The organism is Okeania sp. KiyG1 (assembly GCF_014132355.1).
In the GTDB taxonomy this organism is placed as follows: Bacteria; Cyanobacteriota; Cyanobacteriia; order Cyanobacteriales; family Microcoleaceae; genus Okeania.
The window spans coordinates 1-24442 of record NZ_BLZO01000073.1 but is presented as its reverse complement, the minus strand read 5'-3'; the positions used below and the strand labels follow the sequence as shown (position 1 = coordinate 24442).

20 protein-coding genes and 2 pseudogenes are annotated in these 24442 nt (G+C 36.6%); 14 read left to right on the top strand and 8 right to left on the bottom strand.

The features are described from left to right. The first annotated feature begins 351 nt into the window (after positions 1 to 351). The 6 genes from SAGCYANO_RS16070 to SAGCYANO_RS16050 all read left to right on the top strand — a co-directional run bounded on the left by SAGCYANO_RS16070 (position 352) and on the right by SAGCYANO_RS16050 (position 7541). Positions 352 to 1857, top strand: a complete 1506-nt coding sequence (locus SAGCYANO_RS16070; protein WP_202221007.1) for a glycosyltransferase family 2 protein — start codon at positions 352 to 354, stop codon at positions 1855 to 1857. A gap of 839 nt (positions 1858 to 2696) precedes the next feature. Beyond that, a complete protein-coding gene (locus SAGCYANO_RS50385; protein ID WP_375339947.1) occupies positions 2697 to 3110 on the top strand; it encodes an ATP-grasp domain-containing protein in 414 nt (137 codons plus the stop codon). Beyond that, positions 3092 to 3808 carry a hypothetical protein gene (locus tag SAGCYANO_RS50380; RefSeq protein ID WP_375339946.1) on the top strand — a complete coding sequence of 239 codons (717 nt, stop codon included), beginning with the start codon at positions 3092 to 3094 and terminating at the stop codon, positions 3806 to 3808. The genes SAGCYANO_RS50385 and SAGCYANO_RS50380 overlap by 19 nt, the downstream gene beginning before the upstream one ends. A 307-nt stretch (positions 3809 to 4115) precedes the next feature. Continuing rightward, complete coding sequence (locus SAGCYANO_RS16060; RefSeq protein WP_202221006.1) at positions 4116 to 5018, top strand: CoA-binding protein; 903 nt, start codon at positions 4116 to 4118, stop codon at positions 5016 to 5018. An 814-nt stretch (positions 5019 to 5832) separates the two neighbouring features. Continuing rightward, positions 5833 to 7206 carry a cytochrome P450 gene (locus SAGCYANO_RS16055; protein ID WP_202221005.1) on the top strand — a complete coding sequence of 458 codons (1374 nt, stop codon included), beginning with the start codon at positions 5833 to 5835 and terminating at the stop codon, positions 7204 to 7206. 182 nt (positions 7207 to 7388) lie between these two features. Beyond that, positions 7389 to 7541, top strand: coding sequence for a hypothetical protein (locus SAGCYANO_RS16050; RefSeq protein WP_202221004.1), 153 nt, complete (start codon positions 7389 to 7391; stop codon positions 7539 to 7541). Positions 7542 to 7573: 32 nt separating this feature from the next. Here the strand turns inward: SAGCYANO_RS16050 and SAGCYANO_RS16045 are convergent, their stop codons facing one another. The 3 genes from SAGCYANO_RS16045 to SAGCYANO_RS16035 all read right to left on the bottom strand — a co-directional run bounded on the left by SAGCYANO_RS16045 (position 7574) and on the right by SAGCYANO_RS16035 (position 9784). Next, positions 7574 to 8038: a universal stress protein gene (locus SAGCYANO_RS16045; protein WP_202221003.1), complete on the bottom strand. Its 465-nt coding sequence runs from the start codon at positions 8036 to 8038 to the stop codon at positions 7574 to 7576. Between the two features lie 993 nt (positions 8039 to 9031). After that, positions 9032 to 9235, bottom strand: a complete 204-nt coding sequence (locus SAGCYANO_RS44815) for a hypothetical protein (RefSeq protein WP_237396220.1) — start codon at positions 9233 to 9235, stop codon at positions 9032 to 9034. Between the two features lie 75 nt (positions 9236 to 9310). Then, positions 9311 to 9784 (bottom strand): universal stress protein, encoded by a 474-nt coding sequence (locus tag SAGCYANO_RS16035; RefSeq protein ID WP_202221008.1) that lies wholly within the window; start codon positions 9782 to 9784, stop codon positions 9311 to 9313. A gap of 88 nt (positions 9785 to 9872) precedes the next feature. Between SAGCYANO_RS16035 and glgX the strand changes: the two genes are divergently transcribed. From glgX to SAGCYANO_RS16020, 3 genes are all read left to right on the top strand, one after another. Then, positions 9873 to 11993, top strand: a complete 2121-nt coding sequence (glgX, locus tag SAGCYANO_RS16030; protein WP_202221001.1) for a glycogen debranching protein GlgX — start codon at positions 9873 to 9875, stop codon at positions 11991 to 11993. 369 nt (positions 11994 to 12362) lie between these two features. After that, positions 12363 to 13157, top strand: a complete 795-nt coding sequence (locus tag SAGCYANO_RS16025; RefSeq protein WP_202221000.1) for a Uma2 family endonuclease — start codon at positions 12363 to 12365, stop codon at positions 13155 to 13157. A 545-nt stretch (positions 13158 to 13702) separates the two neighbouring features. Then, on the top strand, positions 13703 to 14875 hold the full coding sequence (locus SAGCYANO_RS16020) for a transposase (protein ID WP_237396219.1): 1173 nt from the start codon (positions 13703 to 13705) through the stop codon (positions 14873 to 14875). Positions 14876 to 15200: 325 nt separating this feature from the next. On the opposite strand, the gene SAGCYANO_RS16015 is transcribed toward SAGCYANO_RS16020, so the two are convergent. After that, positions 15201 to 15413, bottom strand: a complete 213-nt coding sequence (locus tag SAGCYANO_RS16015; RefSeq protein ID WP_202220999.1) for a hypothetical protein — start codon at positions 15411 to 15413, stop codon at positions 15201 to 15203. Between the two features lie 1013 nt (positions 15414 to 16426). Here SAGCYANO_RS16015 and SAGCYANO_RS16010 point away from each other — a divergent pair. From SAGCYANO_RS16010 to pyk, 3 genes are all read left to right on the top strand, one after another. Continuing rightward, positions 16427 to 16972: a sigma-70 family RNA polymerase sigma factor gene (locus SAGCYANO_RS16010; RefSeq protein ID WP_202220998.1), complete on the top strand. Its 546-nt coding sequence runs from the start codon at positions 16427 to 16429 to the stop codon at positions 16970 to 16972. Between the two features lie 154 nt (positions 16973 to 17126). Next, positions 17127 to 17636, top strand: coding sequence for a hypothetical protein (locus SAGCYANO_RS16005; protein WP_202220997.1), 510 nt, complete (start codon positions 17127 to 17129; stop codon positions 17634 to 17636). Between the two features lie 149 nt (positions 17637 to 17785). After that, positions 17786 to 19213 (top strand): pyruvate kinase, encoded by a 1428-nt coding sequence (gene pyk / locus SAGCYANO_RS16000; RefSeq protein ID WP_202220996.1) that lies wholly within the window; start codon positions 17786 to 17788, stop codon positions 19211 to 19213. Between the two features lie 182 nt (positions 19214 to 19395). Here pyk and SAGCYANO_RS15995 read toward each other — a convergent pair whose 3' ends face one another. Continuing rightward, complete coding sequence (locus SAGCYANO_RS15995) at positions 19396 to 19602, bottom strand: hypothetical protein (RefSeq protein WP_202220995.1); 207 nt, start codon at positions 19600 to 19602, stop codon at positions 19396 to 19398. Positions 19603 to 20073: 471 nt separating this feature from the next. Then, a complete protein-coding gene (locus SAGCYANO_RS15990) occupies positions 20074 to 22215 on the bottom strand; it encodes a hypothetical protein (RefSeq protein WP_202220994.1) in 2142 nt (713 codons plus the stop codon). Positions 22216 to 22651: 436 nt separating this feature from the next. On the opposite strand from SAGCYANO_RS15990, the gene SAGCYANO_RS15985 reads away from it, so the two are divergent. Beyond that, positions 22652 to 22819: a hypothetical protein gene (locus tag SAGCYANO_RS15985; protein WP_237396218.1), complete on the top strand. Its 168-nt coding sequence runs from the start codon at positions 22652 to 22654 to the stop codon at positions 22817 to 22819. A gap of 58 nt (positions 22820 to 22877) precedes the next feature. Here SAGCYANO_RS15985 and SAGCYANO_RS15980 read toward each other — a convergent pair. Next, a pseudogene (locus SAGCYANO_RS15980) lies at positions 22878 to 23560 on the bottom strand (ImmA/IrrE family metallo-endopeptidase). Between the two features lie 3 nt (positions 23561 to 23563). After that, positions 23564 to 23903 (bottom strand): annotated as a pseudogene (locus SAGCYANO_RS15975) (helix-turn-helix domain-containing protein). Positions 23904 to 24216: 313 nt separating this feature from the next. On the opposite strand from SAGCYANO_RS15975, the gene SAGCYANO_RS15970 reads away from it, so the two are divergent. Beyond that, positions 24217 to 24414 carry a hypothetical protein gene (locus SAGCYANO_RS15970; RefSeq protein ID WP_237396217.1) on the top strand — a complete coding sequence of 66 codons (198 nt, stop codon included), beginning with the start codon at positions 24217 to 24219 and terminating at the stop codon, positions 24412 to 24414. Positions 24415 to 24442 lie beyond the last annotated feature (28 nt).

Below are 24442 nucleotides of genomic sequence, written 5' to 3'. Positions count from 1 at the left end.
CTGGTATAAGAGGGGCGGGGGCGGGTTTATCTAAATTTGATGTTGAGCAATTAACTTGACGCGGAACCCGCCCCTACTATTGCAAAATTTTAGGCGTGTCACGCTACAACTCTTTACATTCTTTACTTTACCGAATAATTAAGGTTTAAAGCCTCTCACTCGCCGTGGAGAAACAAGAAAAATTTTCCTTTGATTCAATCCTCTTCCTTTTAGGGAGAGGTAATTATCATTATCCATTATCCATTATCAATTATTGAAAGACCATATTTATAGTTTTTCAGACGGAATTAGGTTAGTCTCTTAAAAATAAGAAAATTATTAGCGATTGGATCTTTTAAGATTAATTTAGTTATGCCGAACAGTTCTTGGCCCAAAAACGATTATTATCGGGAAACCCAAATTCATCAAAACAATAAATTCTGTAACGAACAACAAAATAATCAGGTGGCAGAAACTCAACAATGCTTAGACCGGAGTCAAATAAAACAACAACAGGAAGTGTTAAGTAGTCATCAGAATATTTACGATGGTCGTAGACGTAAAGCAGCACTTATGTCATTTCTGATTTGGACTACTACTATCCTTCTGCACTTACTTTCCTGGGGATATTGGGTAATTGTAGGTTTGACAGGTTTATTATCAGTTCAACTTTTGAGAATACTATTCGCTAAACCAAAACTACCTCCAAAACCTTTATCAGAAGAAAATTCGACAGACTGGCCTTATGTCTCTCTGTTAGTAGCAGCTAAAAATGAAGAGGCTGTAATTAGTAAATTGGTAAAAAATATCTGTACTTTAGATTATCCAACCAATAATTACGAACTTTGGGTAATAGATGACAATAGTACAGATAAAACTCCTGTATTGTTAGAACAGTTAGCAAAAGAATATCAGCAGCTCAATGTTATTAGGAGAAGTCCAGATGCCAGTGGAGGTAAATCAGGTGCTCTCAATACTGCTATACCTTTGATTAAGGGAGAAATTTTAGGAGTTTTTGATGCAGATGCAGAGGTAACACCGGATCTACTCCGAAAGGTAGTACCACTTTTTGCTAGAGAAGAAGTAGGAGCAGTACAAGTTAGAAAAGCGATCGCCAATGCTGGTCTAAATTTTTGGACAAAAGGCCAATCAGGAGAAATGGCTCTAGATAGCTTTTTTCAGGAACAACGAATTGCTATTGGTGGGGTTGGTGAACTTAGAGGGAATGGCCAATTTGTACGTTTGAATGCTCTCAAAGAGTGTGGGGGGTGGAATGAACAGACTATTACTGATGATTTAGATTTAACAATTCGCCTACATTTAAACCAATGGGATATAGATTTTCTCAGTTTTCCAGCAGTAATGGAGGAAGGAGTAACTAACCCAAAAGCTTTGTGGCATCAACGTTCCCGATGGGCTGAGGGTGGATATCAGCGTTATCTAGACTACTGGCAATTGATTTTGCGTAACCGAATGAGATTTGGTAAGACTTGGGATTTATGGCAATTTTTGGTGACACAATATCTAATATCGGTTGCTGCTGTACCTGATTTTCTTATGGCAATAATCTTGCGTCGTTTACCCATCACGAGTCCTTTGACTGTGTTTACTTTAACAGTTTCTGTATTAGGAATGTTTATCGGTTTACGTCGAACTAGGAAACAAGAAAAGAGTATTGTTAAAGAAGGGAAGTTAGACTTTGTTTCTGAGAAAGAACATCCGTTGTCTATACTACTTACTTTTTTAGAAAGTGTGCGAGGAACTTTTTATATGTTGCATTGGTTTATCGTGATGGGTGCTACTATTCCTAGGATGTCTATATTACCGAAGCGACTGAAATGGGTAAAAACAATTCATCAAGGGAATTGGGAAAGTTAAAAATTTAGGTTATTATCCAATTACTTAGTTTGATGGTAATTTGATCGACTCTTATTAGCTATCAATCATGTTTTGAATAGACTAAGTATCGGAGATAAAATATATAGCAATTCTATTTCTAAACTGTGAAGCCTAAATTTTCTGTTATTTAATTAAAATCGCGATACTCAAAGATAATAGGTATAACAATTTTTCAGATTTAGAATTGCTAAAATTATCATAGATTAATCAATTGATTAATTTATATAAAATAAGTATAAACTATTTCCAATAGTAACATATATTATCAAATGAATTATACAAATTCCGTTATCAACAAACAGGAATAAATACAGAAATCCCTGTTTTTAAATAAACAATTATACTCCGGTAATACGATTAATTAATAATTATTAGAAAATAAGATTTGATTTTAAGTATCTAAGCATTTCCTGCGGAATGCTGCGCAAACAGTAGTCAGCTAGCCTCATAAGGTCGGAACTGCGGACTTCAGCTATATTAACTTATTATCTGAGAAGGAGAATTCAAAATTATGTTTATGCAGCATTTTGCAGGAAAAAAAAAGGGAACAAGCTAATCTTAGTAAGTCCTGTATGTTCATGGCTCTGAATGCTGAATGCTTACTGAACTATACAAGTTTATTCAAAAATATAATAGCTGCAAAATTTATCAAATAAATGAAGAACTTAAAACAATCATATTATTAACTTAAGAAAATTAAACGTTAAAATTAGTATGGATTTATTAGAATATCAGGCTAAAGCTTTGTTTAGTGGGGTAGGAATTCCTGTTTTACCATCTCAAAGGATAGATTATCCTAAAGATTTAAAAAATTAAAAATACCTTATCCAGTAGTACTTAAATCTCAAGTTCATGCTGGAGAAAGGAGGAGTTTAGGTGGAATTAAATTTGTTGAAAATACAATTGATGCTGTGGCAGCAGCTCAGGCAATTTTTAATTTGCCAATCAAAGATGAGTATCCAGAAGTTTTATTGGCAGAAGCAAAATATAATGCTAATCAAGAATTATACCTAGCAGTTGTTTTAGACCCAATAGTACGTCGTCCTGTACTTCTCGGTTCAGCACAAGGAGGTATTGATACAGAGGCAGCTATGACAAGGATGCAACAGGTAGTTGTTAGTCAACAATTTTCCCCTTTTTATGCACGTCGTCTGATGGTAAAAATTGGACTGGAAGGAAAACTAATAGAATTAGTTAGTAATATAGTGGAAAAATGTATCAATTATTTATAGAAAAGGATTTAGATTTGGTAGAAATTAATCCTCTAGGTGTGAGTCCGACGGGAGAAGTAATGGCTTTAGATGGTAAAGTAAGTGTTAATGATCGTGCTCTAGGTCGTCATCTAGAATTAGTGAATTTAGTTGGTAAAAATATTACGAATAATGATGAAATTCAAGAGAAGCAAGTAAGTAAAATAGACAAAAATTCTTTATTAATTACAAATAATACCAATGTAGCAGCTAATGAAAAAATCATTCCAGATTATCAACTCAAGTTTACAGAATTACAAGGAAATATCGGAGTTTTATGTAATGGTGAAGGTTTAACAATGGCTACTGTTGATTTGATAATAGAAGCTAATGGAAAACCAGCAAATTTTCTGAATATTAAGTTGGGTGATTATTTGGAGGTCAAGGATAGTTTACGAATAAAAATGTTTGCTGCTTTAGATTTAGTAAGTCAAAAGGAAAATGTCAAGGTAGTATTGTTGAATTTTCTAGGTATAGTTCAGACAAGTGATGAATTGATTACTATAATTTATGAGTATTTGAATAATTTAAAAACTATGAATAAAGATAATATTATGTTTATACTACGTTTATTAGGAGGTGAAGTGAATATAGCTAAAGAACGTTTATCAGGTCTACCAGTAGAGGTAATCGAAAATTTAGAAGATGCAGTTACTAAAGCTGTTTCTTTAGCTAAGTAGTGTTCAACAATTAATAATTAATAATTAATAATTAATAATTAATAATTAATAATTACCTCTCCTTGAAAGCGGATAGGATTGACTAAAAGGAAAATTTTTTCTTCTCTTGGTCGATTGGATATGGCTAGGTTTCCTCAGCATCCCACCCTCCGGGAAGCTGCGCTACGACCGCTTGTTTATCCTTTAAAGGAGAGGCTTCAAACCTTAATTATTCGGTAATTACATAGAATTTTAAGTCAATAAAAACCTTTTACCGATAATGATGGCCTGCTTAATAAATGCCTATATAAATAACGGCTGAAGAATTATGAATTTAACTCCAGATAGTAAGGTAATAGTTCAGGGTGCTACAGAAAAAATGTCTACCCAGATAGCCTTAATGATGAAGTCTTATGGAACAAATGTGGTAGCAGGTATTAGTCCTGGAGAAGGGGGACAAGAATGGTCTGGCATACCTGTGTTTAATTTGGTAGAGGAGGCAGTGGCAAAAGTGGGTATTATTGACACCACTTTGATAGTTGTGCCTGCTTATCAGGTGTTAGATGCTAGTTTAGAGGCGATCGCTTCTGGCATTAAACAAATTGTCATCGTTACGGAAGGAGTGCCACCTCTAGATATGGTCCAGTTATTGAGAAAAGCGGAGGCTACAGAAACTCTGATTGTTGGACCTAACTGTGCAGGTATTATCGTGCCGGATAAATTACTGCTGGGCACTCATCCAACTCAGTTTTACACTCCAGGCCCAGTGGGAATTATTAGTCGTAGTAATACTCTTACTTATGAAGTAGCTTGGGAATTAACAAAGTCAAGATTGGGACAATCTATTTGTGTTAGTATTGGTTGCGATCCAATTGTTGGTTCTTCTTTTTTGCAGTGGTTACAAATATTAGATGAAGATGACCGTACAGAGTTAATTGTTTTAGTAGGAGAAGTGGGTGGTGCAAGTGAGGAAATTGCAGCTTCTTATATATCAGAAACAATTGATAAACCTGTAGTTGCTTATATTGCTGGTATTTATGCTCCAATAAATCAAAATTACACTCACGCTAGTAGTTTAATTAATGCTAGAAACTCTAGGATAAAACATAATTTTCACGACCGAATGAAGAGTAAAATTGCAGCTTTTAAAGAATTTAAAATACCAGTAGCAAAACGACCTTCAGAAATTCCTAGTTTAGTAAAATATTCACTAGAAAAAAAGTATGTTTAGTAGGGAGTAGGGTTCAAAAATTAATAATGAATAATGAATAATGAATAATTAACAATTACCTCTCCTTAAAAAGAAGAGGATTGACTCAAAGGAAAATTTTTATTTATTATCTCCTTAAAAAGAGAGGCTTTAAAGCACAATTTTTAGGTAAATGATTGATGATTTATACGGTATAATTGATTTTATTTTTGATTATTGGAGATGTCTACTAAAAAAATATGTATAGTTGAATTTTTGTAGTTTAAAGAACTAGAAAGAATATAGTTTTTTCCATCCTGAGTATGAGTGTTAAATAAGCTTTCATTATTTGGAGTCTGAACTACTGTGCCACATTTACATGGAATCTGCTTTGATTAATGAATAATGGATAATGAATAATGGATAATTACCTCTGGTTAAAACCGTAACGGAATTGAATATCAGGAAATCTGATTTCTTTTTTCTCCTTGCTCATGAGAGGTTTTAAACCTTTGGGGATTAATTATCAATTATCTATTGGTAAGTTACAGACTGCGGTCGGTGGTCTTCGGAGGAGTCAGGAGTCAGGAGTCAGGAGGAAAGAGGAAAGAGGAGCAAGTTTTTGATCGCTAATTATCCATACATAATATCATTACTTGTTTCTAGCATAAAGAAAACTAGATAATAATAGAAATAGAAATATGACTATGACCAAAAAAAAGGGTCAATAGCCTCCCCTTAGCTGTGTTGCGAGCTGCTGCTCTACAAGGGGATGAAAAAAGTAAACTTCAGTATTTCAAGCCTCTGGCTTTAGCTGGAGGTACTGATAACTGATAACTGATAACTGATAACTGAAATGACACAATTGCCAGGTCCAAAAGCTCCAGCTTTGATTCAACTCCTTCAGTGGGTAGCCAAACCCTTGACATTTATGGAAAAATGTGCAGAACAATATGGAGACGCATTTCAAATAAAATTGAATTATCCAATGGTATTTATTAGTCATCCGAAGGCCATTGAGGAGATTCTTAAGACTAATCCAAAAAAGTTTGATTCTGGTTATGGGAATAAATTGTTGGCACCACTGGTGGGAGATAATTCATTATTGTTATTAGACGGCGATCGCCACCAACGTCATCGTCAACTTTTGATGCCACCTTTTCATGGAGAGCGAATGCAAGCTTATGGTGAGTTAATTTGCGCGATCGCTGAAAAAGTAGCTAGTAAGTGGGTAGTAGGGCAGCCATTTTCTATGAGAGAATCAACTCAAGAGATATCTTTAAAGGTAATATTACAAGCGGTCTTCGGTTTACAGGAAGGACAGAGGTATGATAAATTAGAGCAACTTTTGAATTCAGTTTTAGAATCACTCGCTTCTTCCTGGAAAGCAAGTGCGCTATTTTTAAAATTTCTCCAAGTTGATTTGGGTTCATGGAGTCCGTGGGGTAAATTTATCAGGGAACGGCAAGAAGTTGATGAGTTAGTGTATGCAGAAATTGCCGAACGTCGTCAAAAACTAGACCCCAAACAAACTGATATTTTGACAATGCTGCTTTTAGCTAGGGATGAAGCAGGGGGAGCTATGAGCGATCGTGAATTGCATGATGAGTTAATTACATTGCTTTTAGCAGGACATGAAACTACTGCCACAGCATTAGCATGGGCGTTTTACTGGATTCACCGCCAACCAGAAATTTATAACAAGCTATTGTCAGAATTGGATGACCTTGGAGATAACCCAGACCCAATGGCAGTTATGAAACTGCCTTATCTGAATGCAGTTTGCTCTGAAACTCTGCGCATCTACCCAGTAGGAATAATTACATCTGCGCGAATAGCCAAATCACCAATCACAATTATGGGTCAAGCATATCCAGAGGGTACTGCTCTAGCTCCCTGTATTTATTTAACTCATCGTCGGGAAGATTTGTATCCGGAACCAGAAAAATTTAAACCAGAACGATTTTTAGAAAGGCAATATTCTGCTTATGAATTTTTGCCTTTTGGCGGTAGTACTCGTCGTTGTATTGGAGCAGCATTTGCTATGTTTGAAATGAAACTGGTATTAGCAACTATTCTCAGACATTATAGTTTGGCTTTACTAGAGAAGCGATCGCTAAAAATAGTTCGTCGTGGTGTAACTATAGCTCCTGCTGGTGGAGTAAAAATGGTAATGACTGGGAAGCGTATGCCACAAAAACAACAATCTCCGTCGGTTGCGGCTGTATAGAGTGTGAGGAGTAGGGGAGTAGGGGAGCGGGGGAGTGGGGGAGTAGGGGAGTAGGGAGTATTTGTTGGTGGTCGTACATTCTAATGGTCGTGCATTGTAATTATTGTTGTGACAAGAAGAACAGTGGTAGCATTTTGCTCCCTTGCTAGGCATCCCTTGTTCTTGTATACCATATAGTAAAATTGACATCAATTGAACCCGCACCTACAAAAATCGGTAGTCCTGCTCGTGTAATGGTAGGTGGAGATCGGGAAAACTTAGAACGGGAGCAAGATGCTCCCACTGGCTATACTGTGACAAAAATAATGAGAACGGGAGCAAGATGCTCCCACTAGCAATACTATTGCAATGCAACACTACCCAAAGACTATTGCTGCACAACCAGTACCGAACATTTAGCCCGGTGAATTACATAACTGCTCACACTACCTATAACCATTTCGCTGAAAACAGAATGTCCTCTGCGTCCCATAACTATTAGTTCAGCACCCCACTCCTCGGCTACTTTGCATATCTGTTTTCCTGGTGCACCTTCAGTTTGAAGAAATTCTGTGCTTACCCCTGCTGTTGTAGCTTCGTTAGCTCGTGACTGCAACATTTCTAGACATTTTCGATCGAAATCTTTCCATTTTTGTTGATATTCCGCAATCAATTCTTTGTTAAATTCCCGGGAAATTGCTCCAAATTTAACGGGTATTTCTCCTTCTTCGGGAGATAAAACGTGCAATAATTTTAAGTAAGAATTATTGAGTTTTGCTAAATTGAGAGCAGTGGCAAATACGCGATCGCCTGCTGCCGATGTGTCCATTGTTGCTAGAATTTTTTGATACATAATCTTTATGATGAAAATTTAATTATTTTGTCTGATATAGCAGAAGGAAGAAGGAAGAAGGAAGAAAAAAGAAGGAAAAAGCTTGTTTTGTCTGAGTTATGAGCTTTTGATATGTCCTAACCTTTCCTTAGACTGCTATAGTAATTATTGTATCTGAATTATCAGCAAAAAATATATATTTTAATGTTGATTTCACTATAGTCAATCGTAAACATTCAGCTATTGCCTTTAGTTTGAGATAAAAGCTTTACTAATTGAGGTATAATTTATACTTACTACCAAAGTTAGCTTTAAAGTCTATATTTATATAAACTTCCTCATGAGAGCTTATAGCTGACAGCTAATAGCTGAATGCTTACAGTCAATCTCAGACTAATTATTCCTAGTGAAAATGGAAATTATGATTTTGAGTAGCTTTCTTGATAGAGTTGGCTCTTACCAGAATATCCATAAGCAATTATTAATAGACATCTCCAGAAAAGAGGGAGTAGGGAACCCACCCTAACCCCTCCCTGGAGGGAAGAATTGATAATTTCTGTGGGATAATTGATTTTATTTTTTATTATTGGATATTTCTAATATAGCCTTTTTATCTGGGAGGTGGAAACCAAGTGCTATTAAAAAGAAAATAGAGAATAGGTATGGAGGGAATATTCAATAATTGATAATTGATAATTGATAATTGATAATTGATAATTACCTCTTCCTTTTAGGGAGAGGATTGAATAAAAGTAAAATTAATTCATTGTTTCTCCTTTAAAGGAGAGGATTTTTACCTTAATTATTGGGTAAAGGAGATAAAAAAGTACTAAATATTAACAAAAACAAGGATGTCAGGAATTAAAAGTGTGCTTTTCTTCTAATAAAAAACCTCAATATAGATTTACATCTCAAATAAAAACACTATAGATATAAATGAATACTAATGAATAATTGCTCATTACTAATAAATATCCCAATAATAAAAAATCAAATCAATTATTGCACTCTTATTCATCTATTCTTTCCCCGATAGTCCTGCTCACTAACGTGTGAAGATATATATTTTTTAATTTCTTCCCACACTTCCCACACTTCCCACACTTCCCACACTTCCCACACTTCCCACACTCCCGACACTCCCGACACTCCCGACACTCCCGACACTCCCGACACTCCCGACACTTCCCACCCTCCCCACACTCCCACACTCCCCACACTCTTTCCCTCCTACTCCCTACGGACGTTGCATGCAACGTCCCTACTTTTGGAGGAGATGCTTAATAAAAAAAGCTAATCCTGTACGATATGAACAGAACAATGAGCGCGATGAATAACATAATTACTAACACTACCCAATAGCAGTTCATTAAAAACGGAATGACCACGGCGTCCCATAATGATTAGATCGGCATTCCAATTTTGAGCTAATTTACATAGTTCCCGACCAGGGTTGCCTCTGAGTTGGGTAATTTCTGTATTAAACCCTAGTTCTTTTGCTTTATCTGCTTTTGATTCCAAGATTTGTAAACATTGTTGCTCAAATTTTTCCCAAAGTTGATGATATTCTTTCATCATCTCTGGGTTTGTACCAATGTCAGTACCAATCATGGGCCAATAATTTATCGGACTTTCTTCTGCTTCCTCTGAGAGAATATGAACTAACATCAGATTCGGATGACCGATTTTTGCTAACTTTAGGGCTATATCAAACACGCGATCGCTAATAGCAGAAGTATCGATGGCAACTAAAATTTTTTCATACATAATTAATACTTCCAATGATTTTGTTAAATATCTATTTACATTGTATAAAATTACCAAGGTTATCTAATAGTTAAATAAGTCAAAAATTATGAATCTTAATATCTTACCAGGTAATAGTTTTCCCATTGGCGCGACACTCTCCAAAGACCCCAAAGGGGTAAATTTTTCAATTTACTCTAAAAATGCTACAGCAATAGAATTATTACTATTTGATGAACCTGACGCAGCTAAACCAAAGCAAGTAATTTTACTTGACCCTAAACAACATAAAACCCACCATTACTGGCACATATTTATTTATGGTCTTGAGGCAGGACAAATATATGCTTACCGAGTTTATGGACCACTTGAGCCAGAAAAAGGTCATAGATTTGATGGTACAAAGGTATTACTAGACCCTTACGCTAGGGTAGTAGTGGGACAAGAAAAATATAGTCGTGAAGCTGCTACTGGTTATGGTGATAATTGTGCCTATGCTCTCAAAGGGGTAGTAGTTGACCCAACTGCTTATGACTGGGAAGATGATGTACCTCTAAACATACCTTACGCTTATACAGTTATCTATGAAATGCACGTTGGTGGATTTACTCGTAACCCTAATTCTGGGATTTCTCCAGAAAAGCGGGGTACTTTTGCCGGACTAATTGAAAAAATTCCCTACCTGAAAGAATTGGGAATTACTGCTGTAGAATTATTACCTGTACAGCAATTTGATGAACAAGATGTGCGCGAACCTCTAATCAATTATTGGGGTTATAGCCCGATCGCATTTTTTACTCCTCACCACAGTTATAGTTCTCGCAAAGATATTTTCGGGCCGATGGATGAATTCCGAGATATGGTAAAAGCTTTGCACAAAGCTGGAATAGAAGTAATTTTGGATGTGGTTTTTAATCATACTGCAGAGGGTAATGAAAACGGACCGACAGTTTCTTTCCGGGGACTGGAAAATTCTACTTATTACATTCTGGAGACAGACGACTCCAATTATTACAGTAACTATAGTGGTTGTGGCAATACTTTCAATACGAATAATCCTTTTGTACATCGCTTAATTGTTGACTGTCTTTGTTACTGGGTTAGAGAAATGCACGTTGATGGGTTCCGGTTTGACTTGGCATCTGTTATGTCTCGGAGTATGACTGGCGATCCGTTGGAAGATCCACCTGTGTTATGGGCAATTGAATCCGATCCTATTCTGGCAGGGGCAAAAATTATTGCAGAAGCTTGGGATGCTGCGGGATTATATCAAGTTGGTTCATTTATCGGCGATCGCTTTGCTGAATGGAACGGACATTATCGTGATGATGTTCGTCAGTTTGTCAAAAGTGACCACAAGATAGTTGATAAGTTAGCGGCTAGAATTATGGGTAGTCCTGATATTTATCCTAAACCCGACCGCGAACCCAATCATAGTATTAATTTTATTACTTGCCATGATGGTTTTACTATGAATGATTTGGTTTCTTATAATGAAAAGCATAATGAAGCTAATTGTGAAGATAATCGCGATGGTGCTAATGATAATCATAGCTGGAATTGTGGAGTTGAAGGATTAACAAATAAGTGGGAAATTGAAAGATTAAGACTGCGACAAATTAAGAATTTTTTCACCATATTATTTTTCTCCCAAGGTACGCCAATGATTTTAATGGGAGATGAAGTAAGGCGAACTCAACTTGGTAATAATAATGGTTATTGTCAGAATAATAAACTAAGTTGGTTTGATTGGGAGCAAATTGAGAAACAAACCGATTTACTGCGATTTGTGAAAGGGATTATTCATTTTACCCAAAGGTTAGAAATGATGCAGGTAGATAAGGTTTTAGCTACAGTTGGTTCGGGTACTCCAGAGTCATCTTTACCTAGAGAGAAAAAGGTAGTTAACCCGAATAAAGTACCTCATATTAGTTGGCATGGAGTACATTTAGATAAACCTGATTGGTGGGTAGATTCTCGGACTTTAGCTTTTAGTTTGAAGCATCCAGAAAGTGGTGAATATTTTCATATTATTTTGAATGCTTATTGGAAACCTTTAATGTTTGAGTTACCACATTTAAAAAGAGGGGAAAGTTGGTATTTAATTATTAATACTGCGTTTCCTTCTCCTAAAGATTTTAATGATTTAGATACAGCTACAAAAGTTATTGGTGTTAGGTATCGGGTCGAGGCACGAGCTGCTATTGTGTTAATGGCAAAACTCAATTAATATGGGATGATTACTGGCAAGTCATCAGCTTTTTCTGATTGGGTTTCTTTCCATTCAGGGGTTTGATTATACAAATGAAAAAAATAACACTGAAGAATTTGTTATCGATTTGTGAGTCAAACTCGTACAGGACTTCTAGAATTTCGGCGTTTTGCTGCACCCGGAAGGTCTCTTAGTATTCGTTATTTGCTGGTTTTTTAGGCAAATATAGGAAATTAGCTAGAGATTTTTTCAACAAGTAATCGTATTTTTCCTAGATTTTGATAGTATTAGAGTAGTTGCTTTATTCTTTAGCAACAGGTTATATTGTGATATTAGACTCAAATAATAAAATCATAGAGGTTTTGCGGAATTTTTGAGGAAAAAACTATGGTGAAACAACTCGAAACCCCAATCCATTCAGAAATTGTTTATCCCGATAGTGACGGTCAACCAATGGCAGATAATACAGTTCAATTTCACTGGATAATGGTAATCTATCATAATCTAGCTTGGCTATTTGCAGAAAATCCTGAAGTCTTTGTGGCTGGAGATTTGCTTTGGTATCCCGTACAAGGCGATAGTTCCCGTCAAGCACCAGATATCATGGTGGCGTTTGGAGTACCTAAAGGCGATAGGGGTTCTTATAAACAATGGAAAGAAAATAATATTGCTCCCCAAGTGGTGTTTGAAATTCTTTCTCCAGGAAATACTTTGAAGGAGATGAGCAAGAAACTCGTATTTTATGACAATCATGGTGTGGAAGAGTATTATTTGTACGATCCGCAAAAAAATGATTTGACAGGATGGTTGCGTTCTGGATCGTTACTAGATGTAATTGACGAGATGAATGGTTGGGTTTCCCCAAGGTTGGGAATTAGGTTTGAGGTGTTGCCGGAAATTTTGCAATTGTATCGTCCAGATGGTCAATTATTTGCAGATTATTTCCAAATTCAACAACAATTGAATGAGGAACGCCAGGCAAAGGAAGAGGAACGCCAGGCCAGAGAAGTTGCTGAGTCAGCACTCCAACAGGAACGTCAGGCCAAAGAAGAGGAACGTCAGGCCAGAGAAGTTGCTGAGTCAGCACTCCAACAGGAACGTCAGGCCAAAGAAGTTGCTGAGGAACGTACCAAACGTTTAGAACAGTTACTTAGAGAAGCAGGAATAGATACCGATCGCTGATAGCTATTTGCTAAAAGCTATATCAGGAATTGGGTTTACTCCTACCTCGTTATTTAGGGTTTGCTGAAAAAGTCTTTTTGTAGGGGGAGGAGACAGGAGACAGGAGACAGGAGACAGGAGAAATGGGAATTATAGAGTAGGTAGTCAGAAAAATTGTCCCAAGGTTGTTCTGCCACAATAATCCCAAAATACTAGCTTTTTTAGCTTTTTCCACCGAAAAACTGGTACTTTTTTTAATCCAAAAACGCTTTTTATGGATTACGAGTTAGGAAAAAATCAGGAATAATCATCTGTTGGTAGAAACAATTGAATCTATTTACTATTAAGTATAATAAAAGTTATACATAAATATAGTCATATATAGTCAAGTGATGTCAAATATCTCCGTTTATTTGTATAAAAGAACTACTAAATATTTGACAAAATTTAATAACTCAAAGGCAATATGTTTAATAGTATAATGAAATTGACTAATAATTCCAGACTAAATCAAAATAAAAATTCCTAAATTCTCGAATCCTAATATAATTTTAACCCCTTGATATATGAAATTAGTTGAGAGACATATTATTCAAAAAAGTCATCGGTTTTATGACGAAATTGACAGACTATGTTTCTTGTCGAAAAATCTTTATAACTATGCTAACTATTTAGTTCGTCAATCTTTCATCTTGGAAAATAATTATCGTCACTATTACGACCTCCAAAAAACACTCTCCACTCAATCAGATTATCAAGCAATACCAGCTAAAGTATCTCAACAAATATTGATGATACTAGATAGAAACTGGAAAAGTTTTTTAGCAGCAAACGAAGTCTATAAACAGAACCAATCAAAGTTTAATGCTCGTCCTCGTCTTCCTAGATATAAAAATAAAATAACAGGAAGAAATCTTGTAGTTTATACCACACAAGCCATCAGCAAAAAACAATTAAAACAAGGAATTATTAATCCCAGTAAAACAGGGATTTATCTAAAAACATTAGTACCTACTTCACAAATTAAACAAGTTCGTCTCGTCCCCAGACTTAACCATTATGTAATAGAGGTGATTTATGAAAAATGCGAAAAACAATACGAGCTAGAGAAAAATCGTTGTGCCAGTATTGATATAGGATTAAACAATCTAGCTACATTAACCTTTAATCAAGCCGATATAAAACCGCTCTTGATCAATGGCAGACCGTTAAAATCAATGAATCAATACTATAACAAAATTAAAAGCTACCTACAATCTCAACTCCGAGAAAATAGATCGAGCAAAAGACTGAAAAAGCTTTGTAATAAGAGAGAATTTAAAATCAACGATTACCTTCATAAATCATCTCGTTTAATTATTAATACCCTGATAGATAGGGAAATAGGAACACTAATAATAGGACACAATCCAGAGTGGAAGCAGAAGATAAACTTAGGGAAAAGAAATAATCAAAACTTTGTATCTGTTCCCTATAACAAGTTAATAGAAATGTTATCTTATAAAGCCAAGATGGTAGGGATAGATGTAATAATTACAGAAGAATCTTATACATCAAAAGCAAGCTTTATAGATAATGATTTGATACCTGTTTACAACAAAAGTGAGAAAAATCAAGTCACCTTTTCAGGAAAAAGAATAAAAAGAGGTTTGTATCGTACCGCAAGCAAAAGATTAATCAATGCTGATGTAAACGGTTCTTTGAACATTATGAGAAAAGCAGCTCCCTTTTGTCTTTGACTATGGGATAGAGGGTGTTGTAGTTCACCCAGTCAGGGTAACTCCTGTAAAATAAGGATTAGTCATATTTGACTATATTTTTATGAACTATTAGGGAATAAAATTGTACAAGTTAATACTTTGTAGGTTGGGTTGCAAAATACGCTTTTTATGTTGCGGAGCAAGACCCAAACTACAGTAGTATAACTAATTATTTTAATTTCATAGGACTTACGCAAAGCAAGGTATTTTTGTCATGCTGAGTAGCAGAGCTTCGCCTCAGCATTACGGAGCAAAGTCATCTCAAGGCAATACTTTCGTGCTAGCTCCGTAAGTCCTGTTGATATTAATTCTGTTTTTTATTTATCTGGTCCAAAAGCAACTCTGAAAGAGGATTTGTTTGTTCAAACTTCAATTCAACATTCATAGCAGATACTTTGAAATCAACAAAATAACCTCCAGATAGTACATTTACAACAATAAGTACTGTTAAAAGTATTCTTGAAACTTTATATTGCTGAGAATTTTCTTGGTTAGAAGACTGATTATTATTAGACATTTTTCTTTTCTCCTTTCAATTTTTTTTGACTTAGATGCATTCCTGTATTTATGTGTCCGCTCGAGCTGTTTTGTTACACAAATTTTTCTTTCAAAAAACTGTCACATCGAAATAATTTTGCCTAATTACTTACAGGGTGTTATATCAAGTCTGGATAATTAGTGATGAAAAAAACTATTCTCTTACATAGGGGAAATCTCCTGATTCTCCACCCCCTTATTTATAAATATTCAACTGGACATGATATTATTGGTTTGCCCTGGCGCTTAACCTTATCTAAAGTATGATAACTAAATTCTCCAATCTCCTTTCAACTTTTCTTGACTTTTAGTGGTGTTTAGAAAGCCATTTTGTTTGTGACACAATTTTTTTTTCAGAAAACTGTCACATTTCAGGGAATTATTCACATATAAGTAAGCGTTGATAAATATATGTATCTGATAATTCACAAGAAAACCCTGTAAAAAGGTAGTTTCATCCTAATTTCTGGAAATGTCTAATCATACCAAATCCGGGTATAAAAAGAGGCTTTTCCTTCCTATTCACAAACCCTATAGTAAGACTTTTTAAAGTACCCTCTTGCGTAACTAAGACGGATTTGATATCACAAGATGCAATAGTGAAAGTAGAGCAACTTCCTAGGGATGATTGCTGTGTAAAAAAAAGCAGAATCAGCTATCAATGCCGAACATTATATATCTCTAAAAACTATATTCTGGAGATATCTATTAGGAGATATTTTATCTAAGAATAAAATTAACTCTTTTATACTTCTCCATCAATTAAATATTTTGAGATGTTGGGAGGTAGATTTTTTTTCGACAATAACCCTCACCTAAAATTTTTAGATTAATTAACTAATGAGGTAGTTTCATGTCAGAATAAAAGGAGTCATTTCAGTTATCAGTTATCAGTACCTCTGCAATAAAGAGGCTTGACATCAGGAATATTCTCTTTTTTTATCCCCTTAACCCTTAAAAGGGGAGACTTTAGACCACAATTTTTCGGTGACAATGAAACTAAAAACCGATGCTAAAAAGTCTTTTGATTTAGCTATTCAAAGTTTAGCAAATTCCAAAAATATCAAGGATTTTCACGATTCATTAACTTCAATTGTTTTACGTGAATTTATTATTCGCACACTAAAACAATTTCATCTAGAACAGGTCGATTTCTATGATGTTGTTTCCGAAGTTTATATTAGAGGAACAAAAACAATAGACTCTGGAGAGCATATTGAAAACCCTGGAGCTTGGATAAGAATAACTTCTTTGAATATTATTCGGGAGATGAGCCGACAACAACTCAAGGAGCAAGCAAACTCTGAATTCATAGAGCGTCAAATTGCCCCTAATGATCGGGAAGATAATAATGAAGTGGAGCTGAAAATCTTAGAAAAATCACTTCAAACTCTAACCGAAAAAGATCGGCAAATTCTAGAATTGAAATATTTCCAAGATAAATCCTGGAAACAAGTAGTAGCTGATTTAGCCGATTGTGGAGAAATATTGAAAGAAGCTACTGTCAGACAGAGAGGCAAACGTGCATTGGAACGCTAAAAAAAAGCTTTTTGGTCTCTCAAATCTGAGAAATTATCAGCTTAGGGTTGAAAGGGTTTTTATGGGGAAGCCATATTCTCCTAACTCACTTTTACTACCAAGGTAAAAAATACTGACTCCAGTAGGCAAAAAGTAATAATCACACAGCATCGCAATGAACGAAAAACAGTTACAACCTAAACACCTGTTATCCTTATTAGAAGAGTATAGTCACTTGATATCTCTTCCTGCATTTTCAGAGGATGAGGCAGATCGAATGGCAGAAATATTAGAGATTGCTAATTCAAATGAATATCTCAACTGCCTCATCGAAGAGGTTGAAATGAATAATTACATAGACTCACAAAAGGCTAAAAATCACAATCAGGGACTACAGCGTTTACTCCAAGCCATTTCAGAAAGTACAAGTGATTCTTCAGAGGTTAGTGCTTTGGATACAGCTATTACTTTGAACAAAGCCAGCATCTTGCGACAAACTCCTACTTTGGTAGAAGCCATCTTACAATTAGTCATAATTTGCTTATTTCCCCAAGGGTTAAGGTTTATACAACCCATTTTGTATCTTTTATTGAAATACAAAGGCTATAGGAAAACCGTTTTAGGGAAAGCGAGTAGCGGAGAATCAAACACTTGCCTTTCACAGAAAGTCTCGCCCAACACTTAAGTAACTTTCTAGTTGACTAGAATAACCGGATAGGGTGGGCAAATATCAAACCTATTAACTATTGATATCAATAATCATATTTGCCAACCCTACTACTTGATTAAAATTAGTATAATAGCTGATTGTCAGAGAAAAACAATAAAGTCATTATGTCTATACCTCATCGGACTAAAATTGTCGCAACTATTGGCCCTGCCAGTAACTCTCCAGAAGTAATTAAAAAACTAATTGAAGCAGGTTTAAATGTAGCAAGACTGAATTTTTCTCACGGTAGCTATGAAGACCATGCTCACACAGTTTCTCTATTGCGCTCTATATCTGAAGAATTAAATACTCCCATTACTATTTTGCAAGACCTCCAAGGTCCGAAAATTAGAGTGGGTCAACTCCCTGATGGTGCAATAACTTTAGAAGAAGGGGCACAGCTAACTCTAATACCATTAGCTGATGATACTCATCAACCAGGAACAGTGGGTATTGACTACCCATATTTAGCAGAAGAAGCAAAACCAGGAACTCAGGTATTATTAGATGATGGGTTATTAGAATTAGAAGTGGAGTCAGTAGAGGGAAATGCTGTTAGTTGCAAAGTGATTACAGGTGGTTTGCTCAAAAGTCGTAAAGGAGTTAATTTACCAAGTTTGAATTTGCGCTTACCTTCTATGACAGAAAAAGATAAAAAAGATTTGGAATTTGGTTTGTCTCAGGGAGTAGACTGGATATCATTGAGCTTTGTGCGTAGTGCTGAAGATATTTTGACACTGAAATCACTCTTAAAAGAAAAAGATGCAGATGTGCCAGTAATAGCAAAAATAGAAAAACCCCAAGCGATCGCTAACTTAGAAGCTATTGTCAAGGAATGCGATGGTATTATGGTTGCTAGGGGAGACCTGGGGGTAGAAATGAGACCGGAAAAAGTACCGATGCTGCAAAAAGAAATTATTCGGATGTGCAATAAAAGAGGTATTCCGGTAATTACAGCTACCCAGATGTTAGAGAGTATGATTCACGAACCCCGACCCACTCGTGCAGAAGCGAGCGATGTGGCAAATGCTATTGTTGATGGTACTGATGCAGTAATGCTATCTGGAGAGTCAGCAGTGGGTAAGTATCCAGTTAAGGCTGTAGAAATAATGGTGCGTATTGCGGCAGATGTGGAGAAAGATACGCAGTTTATTAATTATCCTCCAGCAGAAACGAATGAAACTCATGCTCTTAGTGAAGCACTTAATATTATAGATAAGATTTTACCGTTGCGTTGTATTGCTGCTTTCACGAGTTCTGGTTATACTGCACGTTTAGCTGCTAGCGAACGTCCGAAAGCTTTTGTGGTTGCTTTCACTCCCAATGACAAGGTTTACCACCGTTTGAATTTAGTTTGGGGAGTCAAACCAGTATTATTGAATGAAGAAGTTGAATCTTTTGAAGATTTAACAGCACAAGCTCAAAATTATTTATTGAAACTAAATTTTGCTACCCCAGGGGAGAAAATTTTGATTGTGGCTGGTATTCCTACCAAGCATACACGAGGTACAAATTTCTTAAAGATTCATACTATTTTTGAGAATGACCCATAATTAGGGTTTGCTGAAAAAGTCTTATGGGTAAGGGTAGGAGACAACCCACCCCTCGCCCCTCCCCCTCCCAACCCACCCCTAACCCCGACCGTGGAGGGGAGGGGAATACAGGAGACAGGAGACAGGAGAAATGGGAATTATATCAAATCCGTTTAATTCGGCACGTAAAAAATGTTTCATCTTCAACGATTACCAAATATTTCTCCATCCCCCACATTCCCCTCCAGGGAGGGGTTAGGGTGGGTCCCCCATCTCCCCATCTTCCCATCCCCCACATTCCCCTCCAGGGAGGGGTTAGGGGTGGGTCCCCCATCTCCCCATCTCCCCATCCCCCCACATTCCTCCAGGGAGGGGTTAGGGGTGGGTCCCCCATCTCCCCATCTCCCCATCTAATTACACCGATGCTACCGGATTTGATATTATAGAGGAGGTAGGAGGAAGAATAATCCCTTGATTATTCTTCCCAACTCTTGCTTAATATGTTGATTTTTTGAACCATTACGACCATTAAGCTTGGACTTTTTTTGAACAAAAAAGGCTAAAACCTTTATATGTTAATGCTTTCAGATTTAATCAGCAAGCCCTATTTAACTTCCCTGGCGGGAAGTCCCGCGCTCTGATTAACCACATCTTCACAAGCAAAATATTGTAGGGACGTTCCATGGAACGTCCCTACTGTGGTCTACCCAAATGAAAACCGCTGTAATGGGGTTTCTTGCACAATTGCTACTCAAACCCCTCTTTGCGTAAGTCCTGACTTATATAATTTGCGATCGCATACTAACTAAGATAAATCTATATATTCCTTATATATCAAGCGCTTCAGTTACATACTACACCTAATGACATGAATTTTCGCTTTACGCCTCAATGTAGCTTTTCACTGTTTTGACAGAATTGCCTTTTGAGCGCTGATACTCGTAAAGCGTTTTGAAAAACTCAAGATCGACCTTGCGCCAGCTAACCCAGCCAATTCCTGAATATGTATCATCAGACAACGAGTACAGTACAAACCTTAACACATTGTTGATGTAAATCAGCGAAAATCCCTCTTGCTCCAGGATGACATTCTCTTTAGCACTACGCTGATGTACCATGATCTGGAATGGTGATTCGTTTTTCCAGTCATCTTGAATATCTGGATTGAGATGATTATATACCTTATTCTTGAAGTGATGAGCTTCATGCTCAAGCACGAAGCGAAACTCTTCTCGATCGGTATCCATTGCCGTTGTCCTGAAAAAATCATGCTGTCCCTTGGTTATAATCTTGCGGACAAAAGGAATGGAATATATAGCCTTGACATTACCTAAAGCATAAAGCGTTTCCACTGTCTCCAGTTGTGAGACAAAAAAGCGTCCCTGCTCAAGATCAAAGCTATTATCAATAACTTGCTTCAATTCAGGAACTGTCTCCAGCTTATCAGGGTCAATATCGCTTAACAAAGCTGGGATGCTTTGTCTTTTTTGATATTGCGTATCAGGAACCAAAGTAAGTTCTCCCGTCTCACCAGTAAGGAGATGATCTCTTAGTTGGCGTTGGAAAGAAGGAAGGTATACCTCCTCCTTTTTATTCCAAAAAATTGACTTAATTGACAACTCTCCCGATGAACTGACGGTATTATTAGTTTTCCAGTCTGCAACCACATGACCGACAATATGTGATTTACCCAGGTGGGGTTCCCGTTCAGCTTGCCAAATCTGTACAGCTTTATGGGTTGGTCTGACAGGACCGACTTTCAAACTGTATTGGTGATCGAAGCTATAGCTATAAGCTTTTTCTTCTTGACGATTCTGTTGCGCGATTCGCTCAATGTTACCTTCCATACCTGTTCCTTGAAGCGATAATTTTACTCCTGCGGATGTTTGTATAGAAGAAAGACTGATCGTGACATTAGTATCATTGAATGAAATATTCTGATCGTTCAAAGTAGCATAGTATTCTTTTATCAGAGTAAACCTAATTCCAGACAAATTACTGAAAGAATCAGTGTCTGGCAGAAATCTTTTTGCCAACTTTTCATACAGCAAACTTAGTATTAGTGATGAAGGCAATGCAATTAACACCAACATCATCCATTCAAAGGGGGTCGATAACCAGAAAAAGGAGAGAAAAGAATTACTGAAAACAATAGGATCTGTTTCATCAAAGAACATATCAAATGCCAATACATATTGATTTCCATCAATATCTTTAAAACGATACCAGAGTGTTCTTATTGCAATGGGCGTAGCAATATCAGTGATATCAATGTAAATTCCAGTAAGTCCTGATGTATCTTCAGAAAAATTTTTCAAATAAACAGTCTCATATTGACTTATACTAGATTTATACCAAGGGCGCTCCCTGTAGTCAATTCTCCTATTATTGTAAACTCCTTCTTGAGTACCAGGATAAACAGCTATAACACCATTTTTTTCATCAAATAGGTACACAGTGTCTATTCTGAATCCAGGTAGTCGATCTAAAAAATTCGGATCGCCTGTGAGATTGTCAATAAATATTCTGCTATATTCTAGACTAACGTCTTCACCTTTTTTCGAGGCTAAATCACTACCTTGCCCACGCACTATGTGGTCAAATTGACGAACAACAATGTCTTGTTCTGATTGCTCATATCGCTTTTTGTAGTCGGTTTTCGATTCTGTATCAAAGTCAGGGATACGGATACAATCAAAAAGGGCTTTTTTTTCCCTTCCTCTTATGGATATTTTGGGGGAAGCCTCTTGTGAATTACATTCAGGAATAGTTGTTTCGAGGATAAAATCGTCCCTTATGAGCAGTTCATTTTGAACCATTTCCTTAAGATTTTCCTGAGCGTCTTTGATAAAATCCTCAAAAACCTGAGTTTTAGGTGTTCCTTCTTTCAAACTTTGATGCCATGCAATATTAAGAGCTTGTCGCTCTAATTCCTGACGTAATCGAAAACTTGGAACTGCAACGGAACAGAATGCGATAAAAACGAGTAAAAACCTTACTGGTTTTACAGACTGGAAATTCATTGAATAATTTCTCCAAAACAACAACATCGCTCAAACCAAACAGATTGAGGGAACAGCCAAAGAAGACTAAATATAATCAGAACTTACGCAAAGGCACTATTTATAGATTCCAAATACTATTGGACAATAGTTTTGAGCGCTATATATGACGTATCTGCGTAAGTCCTAATTTTATATAGAATCCGGTTATACAGTATATGTTTATAATTCTATCCACACTTTCTCGCCTTCAATCTCCGGAAACGCCCCACCCTTCCCACACCCAAATATATGATAAGTATTCAACCGGATTTGATATTACAGGTACCGAAAACAATTGGGCAACGTAGCTAATTACAGCTTGAGGAATGTCTGCAAAACGCTCAGGGAAACTGGTTTCTAGACGATTTAATTTTTGGCGTTGCTGAAATGTAATGGTAAGTAGCTGAAGGTAAAATTGAAAAACTTATTTTTTGCGTTCATGCTTAATCTAAAAATCATTGGAGTTGGTCTTCTAGACATTGTTATCGGTTTATTAGCAATTGTGGGAACCATTGCTGCGTATCGATATCCTCACCTCAGATTACTGGAAGAGGAATTGCCTGATGCTATTCCTGACTCCTAATATTATTCAACCAGCCGTTGAAACAGGCTGGCTAATTTCTTTGTGTCAGTTTTTAGATTTATCCAAACAGTTGTGTTTGTCCTTGAACTTCCTCAGGTCCCCGATGAATTGTTCGACTACCTTTAGGAATGTAAATCCAGCCAAACTCTTGCAGACGGTAAGTTAAGTTAGAAATGCTGACGCCTAACTCATCTTTAATTTTATAAAGATTTGACCACTTAGTTAAATCTTTGCCTTGTCTTTTCTCCTCAAGAATCGATTTTGGCATCAATAAACAGCCTGCAAAATATTGAGCTTGCCATTCAATAGAATCAATTTTGCTGCCACTTGCACCCCGACACACAAAAGGTTCTTCTGACTGATTTGGTGTTCCATAATCACCAAGATCGAGTTCTAACTGTTTCACAGCTCCATCTGCTTCATCCTGATTAATATGCAGCACCCAATGACCAATTTCATGAGCGAGTGTTGATTCTTGAAAACCTTGGGGTTTATCTAAAATCTTTTCATTGAGTTCAATCAGTCGTTCTGTTGGTAAGATTCGGGCAGCGATCGCCCCCCCTTCATCAGGAGGAATTTCATCCCAAACAACTCCCAAGTCTAAAAATCAGCAACTAAAGAAGCTTCAAAAGGCCACCTGGGAGCAAAATTTGTGGTCTTATGCATTCGTCTGAGAATATCATTTGCCCGACGCTCAATCGACTCTTTGCGATAAAAGCAATACGGTTTGAGGATACTCACGGTTCATTCTCCCTCTGTTGCAGCTTGAGATATTCTGTGAGCGAATTCAGGATTTTCTTGCATTCGTCGGAACAATGCTAGCATCTCTTTTGGATTTTGTTTGAGAATTTCCTCATACTGTTGAGGAATTCTGCCAGCGAGGAAAATTAATTCCTCTTCATCCAAATCGAGATTCCTTGCTAACCCACGAATCACTTCTTCTTTTGGTGCATAGTCGGCGCGATCGTTCTCTAGCTTGGACAAATATGTAAAGTCCACCTCCTAAGAATTTGGCCAACTCTCGTTGGGAATATCCTTTCTCTTTACGGGCCTTTCTAATTAACTTTCCAAAACTTTTTTCCACGGCTTTTACCTCCTAATAAGTATTTTAAGCAACTTTGACGAAAATTTCAACCAAAGCCTTGACGATAAAATCAACTAGCGCTACAATAAATTTAGTTGAAAAAAAAATCAACTTCTGAGACACTACTGGTAAGGTTGAAATTTAATTGACTTAAATTTAAGCCCTATATATGGAGTCATGCTCAAGTTGGCTAATTGTAAATTTATGAGAGTCTCAACAAGTACAGCTCACCTGGAGGATAGCATTATGCTGAGAACCTGGACAGATACACACTACAAATTAGAAGACGAAGACTGGCTGTATATTGCCACCCATGAAGAACAGAATTCAGCTTCTCTTGTTTGCCCTGGGTATGCAAGAGATGGGAAGGCTTCAGTATTCACTTTACTCTGCTCACATAGAAATGTTAGAGCATTTGTTGGGAGCATTGCGAATTATTAAGGCGCAGCAGGAAGCAACTACAGATTATCAATATCCACAACCTGCAAAGGCGACACATCTAATTAATTAGGTTTGCTGAGTCTTTTTCAGGAGTGGGG